Annotated in this window: 8 protein-coding genes and 1 rRNA gene; all 9 read right to left on the bottom strand. The window is 33.0% G+C overall.

All coding sequences use genetic code 11. From position 1 onward, the window contains the following. Window positions 1–27 precede the first annotated feature (27 nt). Window positions 28–1,587: a fasciclin domain-containing protein gene (locus HGP29_RS22325; protein WP_168884669.1), complete on the bottom strand. Its 1,560-nt coding sequence runs from the start codon at window positions 1,585–1,587 to the stop codon at window positions 28–30. Window positions 1,588–1,705: 118 nt separating this feature from the next. Then, a complete protein-coding gene (locus tag HGP29_RS22320) occupies window positions 1,706–3,535 on the bottom strand; it encodes an arylsulfatase (protein ID WP_168884668.1) in 1,830 nt (609 codons plus the stop codon). A gap of 725 nt (window positions 3,536–4,260) precedes the next feature. Further along, the gene (locus tag HGP29_RS22315; RefSeq protein WP_168884667.1) at window positions 4,261–5,712 is read right to left on the bottom strand and encodes a sulfatase; all 1,452 of its coding nucleotides are present in this window, start codon (window positions 5,710–5,712) and stop codon (window positions 4,261–4,263) included. A gap of 420 nt (window positions 5,713–6,132) precedes the next feature. Continuing rightward, window positions 6,133–7,554: a sulfatase family protein gene (locus HGP29_RS22310; RefSeq protein WP_168884666.1), complete on the bottom strand. Its 1,422-nt coding sequence runs from the start codon at window positions 7,552–7,554 to the stop codon at window positions 6,133–6,135. 153 nt (window positions 7,555–7,707) lie between these two features. Continuing rightward, the gene (locus HGP29_RS22305) at window positions 7,708–9,060 is read right to left on the bottom strand and encodes an endo-1,4-beta-xylanase (protein ID WP_168884665.1); all 1,353 of its coding nucleotides are present in this window, start codon (window positions 9,058–9,060) and stop codon (window positions 7,708–7,710) included. Between the two features lie 70 nt (window positions 9,061–9,130). Continuing rightward, the gene (locus HGP29_RS22300; protein WP_168884664.1) at window positions 9,131–10,813 is read right to left on the bottom strand and encodes a sulfatase family protein; all 1,683 of its coding nucleotides are present in this window, start codon (window positions 10,811–10,813) and stop codon (window positions 9,131–9,133) included. A gap of 312 nt (window positions 10,814–11,125) precedes the next feature. Next, entirely contained in the window at window positions 11,126–12,643 is a 1,518-nt protein-coding gene (locus HGP29_RS22295) for a sulfatase (protein WP_168884663.1), read from the bottom strand. Window positions 12,644–12,666: 23 nt separating this feature from the next. Next, window positions 12,667–14,262, bottom strand: coding sequence for a sulfatase family protein (locus HGP29_RS22290; RefSeq protein ID WP_168884662.1), 1,596 nt, complete (start codon window positions 14,260–14,262; stop codon window positions 12,667–12,669). A 239-nt stretch (window positions 14,263–14,501) separates the two neighbouring features. Beyond that, window positions 14,502–14,613: ribosomal RNA gene (rrf, locus tag HGP29_RS22285) — 5S ribosomal RNA — on the bottom strand. Window positions 14,614–14,717 lie beyond the last annotated feature (104 nt).

Below are 14,717 nucleotides of genomic sequence, written 5' to 3'. Positions count from 1 at the left end.
TTTGGGGGGTAAACGTATTTGATTTTACTAGTTGAAAAGTACTTGATCGATCTTATGTATATAGTAATCATCATTTGTCATGATATTACTTTCAACTATGGCTGGTTGGCCGTTTGTCAATTCTACAAATACACTGTCTTCCCCACTTATGTCTTTTGTAATATTATTTTCTGTGATAACAATTTCACCGTTTACACTTTCAAATTGAACCTTATGATCTCTAAATCTTAGTACGTTAATATTACCACCATTAAGAAGATCATCTTCAGACATTGTTGGGTCATTGTTATAAATGATATGTTTCATCATAAACTCTACAGCTAGTGCTGAAGGTAATGCTTTGATATTTTCCTTTGAATAGCCTGCTGCAATCATAGCATCATTTGTTGGAGCAAGTAAAGTATATCCCTTGTTATCCACAGGATATTGCCAAGAGTAAGCCTTATAACCTCCTAACCCATTATCGTTATTTAATACCAATTGCTCATCTGCTTTATTCATCATTTCATAGAATAATGAAAGGTCAGAATGCGAATAAAATGTTTTAAGTGTATATTTCCCATCAAATTCTTCAATCATTGGAAGTTCATCAAGAATATATAAATGACCATTACTTGCAATAGCAGCTTCATTCGATTGTAATGAAGATTCTTCGCCTTTATTAAATAATTTACCTGAATTGTTTGTATGGTAAATACTTAATGGACTCTCAACTGCTTGCCACTTTTTAGCATGTCCGTTTAAGATTTTGATTAAGGCATGATCAGGCAATTCATCAACTGTTGAGTAACCAGCAGTTCTTTCATCAGCAAAGAATTCTGCCCAAGCATCGTTAGTTACAGCCAACATGGTTAAGGCTTTTTCTTCATCTGCTGGGTTAGCACTTAACGAAGGAGTTATTTCCTTTTCGATCTCGTAATAATTACCGTTGCTGTCTTGATTAACAGATAAGGTAATTTGTATTTCTGTATATCTTTGTATCGCCTCTAAATGAGTAGTCAATTCTGGTTTTGTTTCCATAATTTCCTTGATGTTGTTTCTATATGGCAATACATTGTCAACAACATGAACTACTCCATTAAAAGCAAATAAGTCTTGAGTTTGTGCAGGATTTGCATTCACATAAACCACACTGTCATTAACATAAACAGAAAGATATTTTTCAATAAAGTTTCTGATTAAAAGTGTTTGATTGTCTTGTAGTAAACCTTCTAATTCATATGATAAATATGCTGGTGTAATAATGTGATTTAATAATAATTTTTCTAACTCCTCGTCGGGCATTTCTTCAATAGAACTGTACGTAGTATCTGCCGAAAAATAAGTTTCCCAAGCCTGATCAGATGGAGCAAAAACAGTGAAATAACCAGTGCTACCAATCATTAAAGGATCTAGACCAGTTCTTTTAAGTGCATTTGATGTGGTTGTAGCATTGGGCTGCTCTGCTAAAATTTCTGGGATAAAAGCCATGTCGTCAGGTTCTCCATAATGCTCATTATAGACTTCTGATTCACAACTTGTCATTCCGGTAGTACATAATAGACTTAAGCCTAATATGTATGTTAGTTTTTTGAAATTAGTCATCATTCTTTAACTGTTCTTTCAGTTTAAATTCATTTCATTACAATTCATACTTTGTGAAGTTTCACAGTTCCCAAATAGACGACTGGGAACTGAAAACTTAATCACAAATTCATAGTATCAACTACTTCAAAGTCATTGAAAGATCTTCCTTTTTATCTAATCTTTCAAAAAGCAACATTCTGAAATCCATCACTTTTTTGTTAGGGATCTTCGTTGCTTTCAGTGTCATTCTGAAATCTCCTTTTTCAATATTAATCTCTCCTAAATCCAATGTTTTGAAGTCTTTTACATAAGATTCAATTCTTGGATAAAGATCTTTATCAGCACCTTGTAATGGTGGATCCCATGCTTCAACAATCTTACCGTCAAGTACAGATTCACCAATCGTTAATGAAAATTCTGAACCTTCATCACCTTCTGGACAAGTATAGTATAACTTAACATTGTACTTTCCTTTTGAAGGAACGGATACATCCCAAGTGATACTGTCATTTATGCTAGTCCAATCTTGCATAAATGAGCAGTTGGGCCATCTGTTTGAGCGTTTGATGTTACCATGTGGTTTTGCATCTCTTGCTGGTATTTGAGTAAATATCGCATCTGGATGACCTAAAATAAATGGTCTTTTATCTTCAGATGGATTGTACTCTTTAATTTCTTTAGCATATCTTTCTTGATGTGCCACCAATTCTTTCTTTACATCTGGGAATTGATCACTTACATCTACTAATTGCTTTCTATCTTTCTCAATATCATATAACTCTCCTGTAAACGCCAGTCTGAATTTTTGATTACGAATACTGATTTTGTTGTAGAATTGATTTAATATAATTCTGTCTTCTAATGATTTCGAGCTTTCACCTTTTGTCAATAAACCATTCAATGACATGCCATCTAGTTTGTGATTTGTTGCATAAGGAATCTCGCACATTTCAGCTAACGTTGGTAGTAAATCTGTAACCGAAGCTATTTGATTTACAACTTCACCGCCTTTTATTCTGTTTGGCCATTGGATAAAGAATGGAGAAAGAACACCACCTTCATCTGGTCTACCCTTCTTACCTTTCATTCCGCCATTCCAACGATAGAATGCAGGACCGTTATCAGAAAAGAAGATAACAATAGTCTCATCTTTAATGTCTAATGCTTCTAGCTTATCATTGATTCTTCCAACATTGTAATCAATATTCTCCACCATTGCCAAAGCTGCATTAGTTTTCTGAGGCTTCTCCTTTTTCTTGTGAGTTTCTGAAAACATCTTTAAAGGCTTATCCTTAAAATTATTCCAGTTTTTGTGTGGAGCTTGTAGTGGGGTGTGGGGAGTGTTAATTGCAAGGTAAATAAAGAATGGTTCTTCTTTATTCTCTTCCATGAACTTCATTGCATGATCAGTAAAATCGTCAACAATAAATCCATTACCTTTTACAATTTTACCGTTATCTTCAAGCATTGGAGCAAAATAGTTCCCCCAATGACCGGAACAGAATCCATAGAAATCTTCAAAACCTCTAGCATTTGGGTGATAAGGATATTGCATCCCATTGTGCCATTTTCCGTACATTCCAGTTTTATAACCAGCTGCTTTAAATACTTCTGCAATGGTAGTCTCATCAACATTCATTCTTTCTGCTCCTTCTGAAGTATCATAAACTCCCATTTTGTGGCTGTATCTTCCCGTCAGAAACTCAGCCCTGGTAGGAGAGCAAACTTGTTGAACATAGAAGTTACTTAAGCTCGCTCCTTCCTTAGATAATTGATCGATGCGAGGAGTATTTATGTTTTTATTTCCATTGTAACTAATATCACCCCATGCCATATCGTCTGTCATTATAACAATAACATTGGGCTTCTTTTCAATCTCATTCGATGCTTTTTGTTTTGCACATCCAAAACAAAAAAATAGTAAGTAGACAAAACAAGTTAAAAAGAGTTGTTTCTTATTAGTATTCATTGAGTTCATTAATACATTCTTTCATTTCAAAAAATAGTACCATTGACTTCAAAATTGTATTAAATAACAATTTGTCCGTATTACAAATGTAAGAGAAACGATTTTCAAAAGAATATACAAGATTGCCTATTGTATATGTGATTTTGCCATTATTATAAGTTACTAGTACAAATACACTAGTTTATTAGATAGTCAATTTTAATCGTAGTCTCACTAATTTTTTAATTCCAAAAATAGGTTAATACAATATAAAAAATTAGTAAGATGTTTTAAATAATATATGTAAGAATATTTAAATTTTAACATTTCATTATTTATGCAATAATAATACGTAAGTCACTTCTAATTAACTGATATTAAACCTACAACATAAATTATAGTTATGTTGTAAATGTACTAAGATCTAATTATTGACAACCTATCAATAATTAATTCTTCATTTTGTTATAAAATAAAATTTATTCATTTCTCATTTTCATAAAATGATGTTGAAGGATAGTTAAATTAAATTTTATCATTTTTTTTAGTTTACTTCCCTCAATTAGGATCATATATATTTTTGTCAAAACTTAATGATTTCAATCAATCCATTTAGATAAAACTGTATTGATCCAAGGCAAAAAAGGGTCTTCTAAAAAAAATTTAAGAAGACCCTAAGGTTATTTGTTATTCAGGTATACAAGTCACACATCTTAGAAATTCACAAATAATAGTCACGCATGTTACTAGAATATATAATCTTGATTTGCAGGGTAGACTGGCCCCTCCCATCGTTTAGTATTATCAAGATAGTTTTTCAATTCATTTGACAAGTCTTGAGCAACTTTCTTCTCTTCTTTCACTACATTCATTTGCTCAATCTTGCCATCTGTCATATCATATAATTCAGAAGCAATGACTTCTCCTGTTTTAGTATCTCTCCATTCTGTATATCGCCAGTCATCGTTACGTAACGAATGTCCCAAAACATTTTTTGGACGAGTATACAATGACACTGCATAGTCTTTAACGTCTTTAGACTTACCAGTAAGAATAGGCATTAAACTCTCGCCTTGTGCATTATCTGGCGTTTCAATTCCTGCTGCATCACATAAAGTAGGCATTAAATCTACCAACTCAACAATTGCTTCTGTCTTACCAACAAACGTCTGACCTTTAGGTAACTTAACAATAAATGGCACTCTTGTATCCAACTCTAGGTTAGTCGCTTTTGCCCATTCTGAGTAGTCACCTAACTTAAAGCCATGATCACCCCACAATACTATAATTGTATTTTCTAATTCACCTTCCCTATCTAAAGCTTTAAGTAATTTTCCAATTTGAGCATCAACAAAAGATACACAAGCTAAATAACCATGACGCAATTCCTTCACTTCTTTCTCTGTCACAGGATTATTCACCTTATAACTGAAAATCTCTTTATATTCTGATAAAGTATACTCTGTTCTTCCTTCTGGAGGTGTTGTAATTTCAGGTAACGATACTTTATCTCTGTCATACATGTCCCAATATTTTTTTGGAGCAACAAACGGCAAGTGAGGTTTAGCATATCCGACAGCTAAGAAGAATGGTTGCGATTTATCTTCTCTATTTTTTAAAAACTTAATAGCTTTGTTCGTATTAGAACCATCAGTATATTTTCCGTCTTCAACATCCATAGCTTCAACAGCCGGGCGACTATTGAAATCTTTTTTGGCCAATTGTTTAGTCTCTTCGTTCTTGTACATCCCCTTCCAACCTGGAGTCATCTGATCCCAAGAATATTCTTTATCTAATCCTAAACGATCATCATAGATTTTACCAAAACCGGCACTGTAGTAACCATTCTTTCTAAACTGTTCAGGAATACTTACAATACCTTTTCGAGTATCTCTCCACTCTATTTTTGGCTTCTTTTTCATACCATAAACACCAAGAGTTTCAGGCCTCATTCCTGTCATCACACTTAATCTTGAAGGCCCACATAAAGCTTGCTGACAATATGCATTCATAAAAACTGCACCTTCTTTTCCTAACTTATCAATATTAGGACTGATCACTTCTTTATTACCATATACTCCCAATTCGGTTGTCATATCATCAATTGCGATAAACAAAACATTGGGTTGTTTTTTATTCTGTGCTTGTAACTGTAATGTTAATGCAAGAACGGAAATTATGATATTAAATGATTTCATACTTAAGTTTAATTGGCGATAAAATAAGATTATGCCTTATGGTTAACGGTAATTCAAACTGAAATAAATATACTTTAATGAGCCATTTTATTGATTGGTGAAAACCTACCTTAACTTTACAGTTAAGTATCTAAGTGTTTATCATCAAAATTTGAATTGAACTTCAAAATTGTAAGAATACAAAACATATCATTATGTACTATTAAGGTATTTCACACCTTAACAATTATATATTTTAAGGATCATTGTATATAACAAATGTACGATTAATGAAATATATAAGTATATCATTTCTTGCCAAAAAAAAATAAGATTATTGGCATTTTTAAGCATTAAAGTACTCTAATATAACAGAAAAACTCAGTAAGAAATTCTTACTGAGTTTTTGTACAAGTAGTCTATGTTAATATAATTTTCATGTTACTTCGATTTTGCTGTATTAGGTTTTCTTTTTACAAAATCTTTTAAAGCGAGTTTCTTTAACTCTGCAACAATCATTTTATTCTTTGGGTCATCAATTACATTATACATTTCTTTAGGGTCAATTTCCAAATTAAATAACTGGTCTTTCGAATCTTCATAATGACAATATTTCCAAGCTCCTTTCTTCACCATTCTAGACCCATAACTAGATCTATAGCTTTCAGAAATTGCAAAACGTTCACTCGCATCTTGTTTACCATTTACTAATGCTACTAAAGTTTCGCCTTCTATCACTTCTGGAGTTTTGATTCCTGCCAATTCACAGATAGTAGGATAAATATCCATGTTGTTTACATCTGCTTTTTCAATTTTGTTCTTAGGAAAATGCTTAGGATATGAAATAATCATCGGTACTTTGGCAGAGCCTTCATAATAGCTATTCTTATACCAACAACCTTTTACACCACACATATCTCCATGGTCAGTTAGGTATACAATAATTGTATTGTCTCTTAAACCTTTCTCCTCTAAAGTATTGATTACTCTACCAATCTGCTCATCAATATAAGTCACCATGCCATAATACATTTCCAATGCTCTTTGCGTTTGGTGAGGAGTCATTTGATCTAATTTAAATCTGTAGTATTCTCTTTTTGTATTCTTTGGCAGGTCTTCAATCATTGATGAAGTTACTTCAGGAGCTGAAAGTTTTCCTTCGTATAAATCGAAATATTCTTGCTGAACCTCAAACGGAAAATGTGGCTTTCTGAAAGATACTCCTAAGAAAAATGGTTGGTCTTCTTTAGCGTTCTTGATATAATCAATAGCATGATCTGCGGTTACAAAATCATCATCATTTTCTTTTGGATAGTTACTCACTTCAGCATTCTGAGGAAGTCTACCAATTTTCTTACGCATCATTTTGGCAGGCTTACTTCTCGTTTTTTGCTCTAACTCAACAGCATCACCTTTATCACCAAAACCTAAATCCTGATTTGAACACCCCCAATGTTGTTTCCCCATCCACTCTGCTTCATAACCAGCAGCTTTTAAGGTATGTGCCAATGATGGTCCTTGGTCTTTCAAATATTGTTTATCCTTATGGTCTGCATCATTTCCAAACACATTTACATTAGATGGAAGGCGTCCCATAATAAATGAAGCCCTAGATGGAGTACATACAGGATTCTGACAATATGTATTATCGAAGTAGACACCTGTAGAAGCTAATTTATCTAGGTTTGGTGTCTGAATAATTTTATTTCCAGTTACACCCAACACATCAGCATTATGCTCATCCGTCATAATCACCAATACATTAGGTTTCTTCTTATTTTTATTGTTTTTATCTCCAAATTCAGTCGCAAAGATAGATTGACTGAATACGAGTAAGGTTACAAGTAATATGTTTTTTTTCATTTCTATTGATAATTCGTTGAAAAAATTCTTGATCAAAGAACTGTTGCTGTTGTTATACAAATATATGTAGTCAGTAAATGAAATATGATATACATTTCTGTCAAAAACATTTCAATGTTGATGTCCAAGAAATATATATCATATTATAAAAGTCTATTTACTTAAATCTATCTTATGTGATTTTTCTTCTTTAGTAAACTTCACTTCAAATGACTTTTGACCTTCAATAGATACTTTATAAGTACCATAAAAGCCATTGAACTTTACTGATGAATCACTTACTTTACCAGACCAGCTTGTATGCCACTCTTCTTTTATCAACTTTTTCAATGCATAGTAATTGGGTTTGAATTTTCCTTTCTCATCAATTACACCTGCATCCATACCTTTTCCTCCAACATTATCAATTGTAAACCATCTTGAAATGCCATCAATATATGGTTTTGAGAACATCAAAGTGTAAAAGTTCTTCTCCCATGCTGCAACCTCTTTTTCCGTCAAACCTACTTGATTAGGATTTTTACTTCTACTGCTTCTTGAAGGAGGATTAAATTCTGTAATCACAATTCGTTTACCCAAACTAGCCATTTTCTCGATACCTGCATTAATATCATCCATCATAAACGTTCTAGGCCCAAACTCCTTTGTTCCTTTTTGAAATGGCTTATTTTTCAACGCATAATAATGACCTTGATAACCGATATAATCATAATCAACTCCTTCTTCTATTAATGACTTGTGGTAATCATAAATTTCTTGGTATACCGGATTGGATGTTGACCATAAATTTGTTTCCAAAACTACAAGCTTTGTATTTGGCATATACTTTCGAGTCAGTTTCAAAACTCTTGCACCATTCTTTGGATCTGCGAAATCTGGAAAATTAGTTGTCTTTAAATACTTTGCATGTGGGTTATTTTCCCAATACTGCCAATTGATAAATTCATTAATTACATCAATTTCCGGAATATCATTACCATACTTATCGATCACATCTTTAATACGTTGTTCTATAAAACCCCATAGCTCTTCTTCTGAATAAGTTGAAAACCATTTAGGGTAAGAGAAAAACAAAGCATGATAACGGTAGTCTTTATTGTGTTTTTTTGCCAACTTCATATGATAATCAGTCATTTTCCAATTCATTGGCTGGTTCTGCTTTTTCTGGGTTCTACTCCAATAATCACAAACAATAACAGTATTGAATACATCATCGATTGCAGTTAAAGCTGCTTTTTTAATTGGATCAGAATTGTCCATTTTTTCTAAACCATAAAGATCTGTACCAAATGTAAAATCATGTTTAACCAATTCTATAGTAACTTTTTTATTATCAACTCCATCAATATTTAGAGTAAAGTTACCTTTTCTTACCTCTTCGATTTGCTTTTGAGCATCAGACATTAACTGATTAGTTTTCTTATCTGTACCATCAAAAAAAGGAAAATCTTGTGCAAAGATACTGTTAGAAATTAATGTCGTTATTATAAATAATAGTTGTTTCATATTCATTTCTATTGAATAAAAAATAAATAATCAAAAGAGCGAGAGTACTGTGTCTCGCTCCTTTGTAATCTTAATGGAATACGTCTTGTCTTAAATGTTCGGCTCTACTAAAAACAGAGTCTTGCGATAAATTTTCAAACTCATCTCTCTTAAATTCAGCAAAACCACCTGGTAAGTCGTCAATGTAAACTTGAAGTTCTTTCTTCATATCTGCAAGAACAGCTTTATACTCTTCTTTATTTGCGAGGTTGACTTGTTCATCAGGATCATTTTCTAAATCATACAACTGATCTGGTTCAAAATAAGCAGGGAATTTCTTCATAGCTTTCCACTCATTATCCCATCCACCAGGAATCTGACCAGAATGTCCAAAGTTACCCATTGGATCATTATCAAATGGTAGTCTTCCAATAGCATGCATATAGGTTGTCATTGCACCTAACCATGCTTTGCGTTCGCTAATAGGCATATTTTTGGTATAATCAGAATATCTCAAAGCAATGTATTTATATTTCCCTTTAATCACAGCTCTAGAGTTTCCTACTTCACCATAAACAGTTTCTCTTACTTTATCTTTTTCACCTGTCAAGATTGGCTTAAGGCTTACACCATCATAAGGGTATTTTGAAACATCCCCACCAATCATATCCATCAAGGTAGGAACAAAGTCAACTGAACTACTTAAACTAAAGTCCATTTTACCACCTTCAATATTCTTAGACCAAATAAAACCTTCCGTTTTCATTCCTCCTTGGTAAGCAGTAGTCTTTCCACTTTCAACACCATGATCAGATACATAAACGATAATTGTATTATCGAGAACACCTTTTTCTTCCAACTTCTTTACAACTGCACCAACGTTATCATCTAACCATAACAAATCGCCTCTATCCATCTTTAATCCTTTCTCTTTCAAACGAGTTGGAATAGTAGATCTATCAGTACCAATATTTGGAGAGTTTTCTAACATACCTGCGGGTGTAGCTTTTGGATCACTTTTCCACCCTGCATGCGGACCATGAGGAACCGTCGTAGCATAATACAGATAAAAAGGTTTATCACTATTTTGATCAATAAAATCTAAAGCTCCTTCAGTAACCCACTCTAAGTTATGTACAGAGATTGCTCTTGGACCATGAGCTCTTGGGTTTGTATGATATACTCTATCAGCATAATCAAATCCAGATTCCTTGATCGCATTACGAACCATATCATGCTGTTCTTTTAAATACTTACTCGATTCAGGAGTAGTAACATCAGCATCTACTGGTAACTTTTTCCAATCTCTTTGCTCAATACTATGATTCTTTCCATAAAAACCTGTCACATAGCCTAAGTCTTTCAGCTGCCTAGCAAAAGTCGGTGTATCAGGTAGAATTTCTGGCTCTTGAGCTACAAAAGTATGTTTATGAATTCTATGTAAATCTTGCATCCATCCATTGGTAGCCCTAGATGCATACCTACCTGTTAGGTAATTGAATCTACTAGGAACACAAATTGGGCTAGGACAATGTAAGCCTCTTAAAATAACGCCCTCATTGGCTAACTTATCAATGTTAGGAGACAAGTTTTTTAAGGAACCATCCTCATTTCTTCCTTCTGGCAAAAAGTTATACTGATCTCTATGTTGATCATCTGTCAGTATAAAAACTATATTTGGTCGCTTCTCTTCCACCTTCTTATTCATTGTTGAAGAACATGAATACAGAAACATGGCAGACACAAACAATACTGATCTAAATGTGATGCTCATTTTATTTACTATCAATATTTTCAAAAAATAGACTACAAAAAGTATTCAGTTAATCTGAGTTTTTTATCATTTCATGTCAAAAGGTAAAATCAAAAAATAATGTAGTCCTTTAAATTATTTCTTATTCAACAAAAATAGATAATATATTGATTTGCATTAATATCAAATCATGCCATATCAATATATAAGCCTGTATTATTAATTTGAATTGGTATTATCTAATTCGATGAAAAAATGTTCAAATAAAAAAGTCACCTCAAAAATAACTTTTAATTATTAATAAGGTGACTCTTGAATGTATTATGTAAGAAATTAGTTTAATACATCTCCTAATGGAGGTTGTAATTCTAACTCATTGTATTTTCTAACATTCTTCTTAAACTGATTAATCGTCTTCATTTTCTGATCAGCATCCGAAACATTGTATAATTCTCTACCTGTCGGAATTTGAGGAGCTTCTGTTTTAGGAAGCCATTTATCAGCTAATTTCTCCATCATAGCTGCATATTTTGGATCATCAGCTAAATTAGTCCATTCATTAGGGTCCTGTAACTCATTATATAACTCCTGCGAACCATCATGATATCTTGTATATCTCCACTCTTTAGTTCTTAAAGTATAGTTACCTCTACCCCATGTAGTCATAGCTGGTGACTCTTTTTCCAAACCTGGTTTTTTTAACCAAGGTGCTAAACTGATACCGTCAACATAATCAGGTTCTTTAATTCCCGCTAAATCACATAACGTTTTGTATACATTGATAAGTCCCACAGGTTCTTTACAACTCTTACCATTTCCTTTTTGCCCTCTAGCATCATAAATAATAAAAGGAGTTCTAGTTGCTTCTTCCCATAGTGAAAACTTACTAAACGTTCTCTTCTCACCTAGATGGAATCCATGATCAGACCATAACACAACAATTGTATTATCTGCATATGCGCTTTTTTCTAGAGCATCCAACACTCTACCAACATTATCATCAGTAAAATTAATAGATGCTAAATATCCTCTTCTAACATCTTCCCATGCATGATCTTTTTGTACCGGAATTTCAACATAAATTTGAGCGTTACTTCTACCAACTAATGGTATATCTGTCAAATCATTCGCCTTAATTTCAGGTGCTTCAATAGGGTCTTTAAATCTATCGAAGTTTTCTTCTGGCATAATGAATGAAGTATGCGGTAATACAAAACCAACAGCTAAGAAGAATGGTTTATCATGGTCTTTTTCTAAATATTTCACCGCATGCATGGCAGATCTATAATCTTGAAAATCTTCTAGCGGATTACTTGCAGGACAGGCTACAGTACGCTTGTTATATGGCTCAGGATAATACCCTTTCTCCTTTATCACATTAAGCTTCTTATTTCCATAATATTTGTATTCATCCCATAACTCCTCTTGCTTATACTTATTATCCGGGTTATGAAATACCTTAGTTAAACCTACCGTTTCATAACCATTATCTCTAAATGTTTTTGGCATTGCAGTATACTTATCCAAAACATTTCCTTCTATGTTATTGATATTGTAGAAAGGATAAAGTCCAGATTTTGAAGGTTCGACACCAAACATTAAAGCATTTCTACTTGGAGAACACCCTGGTGATGTACAATATGCTTTTTCAAAGTTAACACCCTTTGATGCAAGCTTATCCATATTGGGAGTCTTTGTCTGAGGGTGCCCACCAAGAAAACCTACCCAATCATTCATATCATCGATACAAATCATTAAAACATTAGGTCTGTCTTTATCATTTTGAGCATGACTAACTTGAGTACCTAGTAATAATACTAAAGCTAATAGTGATTTGATATTATTTATCATATTTCGTAAAGTCTTTAGTTAGATTATTGTTTAGAACTAAACTCACCAAAAGAATGAGGAAGTTCATTCATATACTCAGTTAAAATTTCCTGCATTTTCTTCACCATTCCTTTTTCCTTATCTGCAATGTTATTCTGCTCGAATAAATCTTCATTTAAGTTATATAACTGGTCTGCATCCCAGAATCCTGGATAGATTTTTTCTGTACCATAGTTATGATGATCTCTACCAGTCCAGAAAACTTTTTTAGGGTTGGCTTTCATTTTTGCTTCAATTTCAGGCGTAACTCTATTCGCGATATATTTATAATCTTTAGTTACAATACCTTTAGAACTACCTGCTTCGATTAGCATATGCTCTCTCCACTTCTTCGGCTCACCTTTACCCATTAACTGATTTACAAAACTTAAACCATCTTCAGTCATATCATTTGGTAAATCTATTCCTACAATATCAGCCAATGTTACTACTACATCATTTGAAGCAATTAAACTACTACTTCTTGTGCCAGCTTTTATATGTCCTGGCCAATATGCAAAAAATGGAACTCTTGCACCGCCTTCGTAACAACTATTTTTACCTCTAGAACCATGATCACTTGTAAAAATCACTAATGTGTTTTCATCAATTCCTAGTTCTTTTAATTTGTTCATCACTGCACCAACATAATCATCCATATGTGTTGCCATAGCGTTCTCCTCAGGAATATTATTTTCCTGTAATCTCTTATATAGATCTTCAGAAGAAGGCAAAACTGTAGGTTGTCTATCTAATATTCCTTCAGCTGATACCATCAAATTTAAATCTTTGACTCTATTATAATCAAATCTATATTGACCATGAGGAACTGGCAAAGGTAGATATAAGAAAAACGGTTCGTCTTTACTTTCTTCTATAAAATCTAATGCACCTTCGGCCATCCATCCTAAGTTAACAACAGAATTTCCCCATTCCATTTTATCTACAACATCCCAACCATAGCCTTCTTCGAAATAATCCATATTAGCATTATAATTATTTACCATCTTATGATTGTATGACTCAAATTCCTCAATAGTTGGATGTGGCTTTCTTTCTTCTTTCTTTAGTTTCTGCGTCTTAATTTCATCTTCTGGCATATTATGCCATTTACCAACAATTCCTGTTCTATATCCTTTCTTCTGAAACTCTTTTGCAATATTTGTTTCTTCCTTCAATAAGGCTGGATCCCAATTTAATGTTGCTTGAGTTCCTTCAGGAAATAAGTCTAACATCTGAGGACCTTTTGTAGCATATCTACCTGTTAATAGAACATATCTACTTGGAGTACATACAGTTGCTGTAACATAAAAACGATCAAATATTGCTCCCTCAGAAGCAAGTTTATCAATGTTAGGAGTAAGTAATCCTGGAGTTCCAGCCTTTTTTCCCACTTTTACACCATTTGCTTTGGCAGTTGAAAAAGTAGCCCAAGCAGGGTCTTTAGCAGTAATATTTACTTCATCAGCATCTAAATCATCTGCAAAAATTACGATAACATTTGGCTTCTTAGCTGATTTTTTCGACTTTGTCTGAGCAAATACAGAAAAAGAAATAATCAATAAAAGAGTAAGAATTAAATTAGTGGGATATATTTTCATTTCATTATTCAAATTATATTTCTAAGTATCACTATGTAAAGGTAGATGAAAAAATATAGATGAATAAACTTTAACTTGCCAATTATATATATAATATTGCCACTAAAATTAACTGCTCATCAATATATTGAATAGAATATTATGTATTACATTTTTTAACATAAACATTTAAGAAATTCTTGATATACAAAAAAAGGTTAGCCAACATCTTGTGTTAACTAACCTTCTATATCTAATGAATGTGGCGCCGACTTACTCTCCCGGGGGTTAACCCAGTACCATCAGCACTGTAGGGCTTAACTGCTCTGTTCGGAATGGGAAGAGGTGAACACCTACGTCATTGGCACCATCAATTTCTTAATGATCTAATGATTTTTTGAATCTAATCACTATCATAAAGTTGTACTATAACTTCATTGACAGCGAAAAGGAAAAACTCTGTCGCTACCTCTCAT

Source organism: Flammeovirga agarivorans (assembly GCF_012641475.1).
GTDB classification, from domain to species: domain Bacteria; phylum Bacteroidota; class Bacteroidia; order Cytophagales; family Flammeovirgaceae; genus Flammeovirga; species Flammeovirga agarivorans.
Note: the sequence above shows the minus strand (reverse complement) of the source record. Positions and strands in the feature narration are given on the sequence as shown.

What these genes read in the sequence shown, in the direction of transcription:
- HGP29_RS22325 (WP_168884669.1), bottom strand. Translation starts at nt 1,587, where the DNA reads ATGATGACTAATTTCAAAAAACTAACATACATATTAGGCTTAAGTCTA.
- HGP29_RS22320 (WP_168884668.1), bottom strand. Translation starts at nt 3,535, where the DNA reads ATGAATACTAATAAGAAACAACTCTTTTTAACTTGTTTTGTCTACTTA.
- HGP29_RS22315 (WP_168884667.1), bottom strand. Translation starts at nt 5,712, where the DNA reads ATGAAATCATTTAATATCATAATTTCCGTTCTTGCATTAACATTACAG.
- HGP29_RS22310 (WP_168884666.1), bottom strand. Translation starts at nt 7,554, where the DNA reads ATGAAAAAAAACATATTACTTGTAACCTTACTCGTATTCAGTCAATCT.
- HGP29_RS22305 (WP_168884665.1), bottom strand. Translation starts at nt 9,060, where the DNA reads ATGAAACAACTATTATTTATAATAACGACATTAATTTCTAACAGTATC.
- HGP29_RS22300 (WP_168884664.1), bottom strand. Translation starts at nt 10,813, where the DNA reads ATGAGCATCACATTTAGATCAGTATTGTTTGTGTCTGCCATGTTTCTG.
- HGP29_RS22295 (WP_168884663.1), bottom strand. Translation starts at nt 12,643, where the DNA reads ATGATAAATAATATCAAATCACTATTAGCTTTAGTATTATTACTAGGT.
- HGP29_RS22290 (WP_168884662.1), bottom strand. Translation starts at nt 14,262, where the DNA reads ATGAAAATATATCCCACTAATTTAATTCTTACTCTTTTATTGATTATT.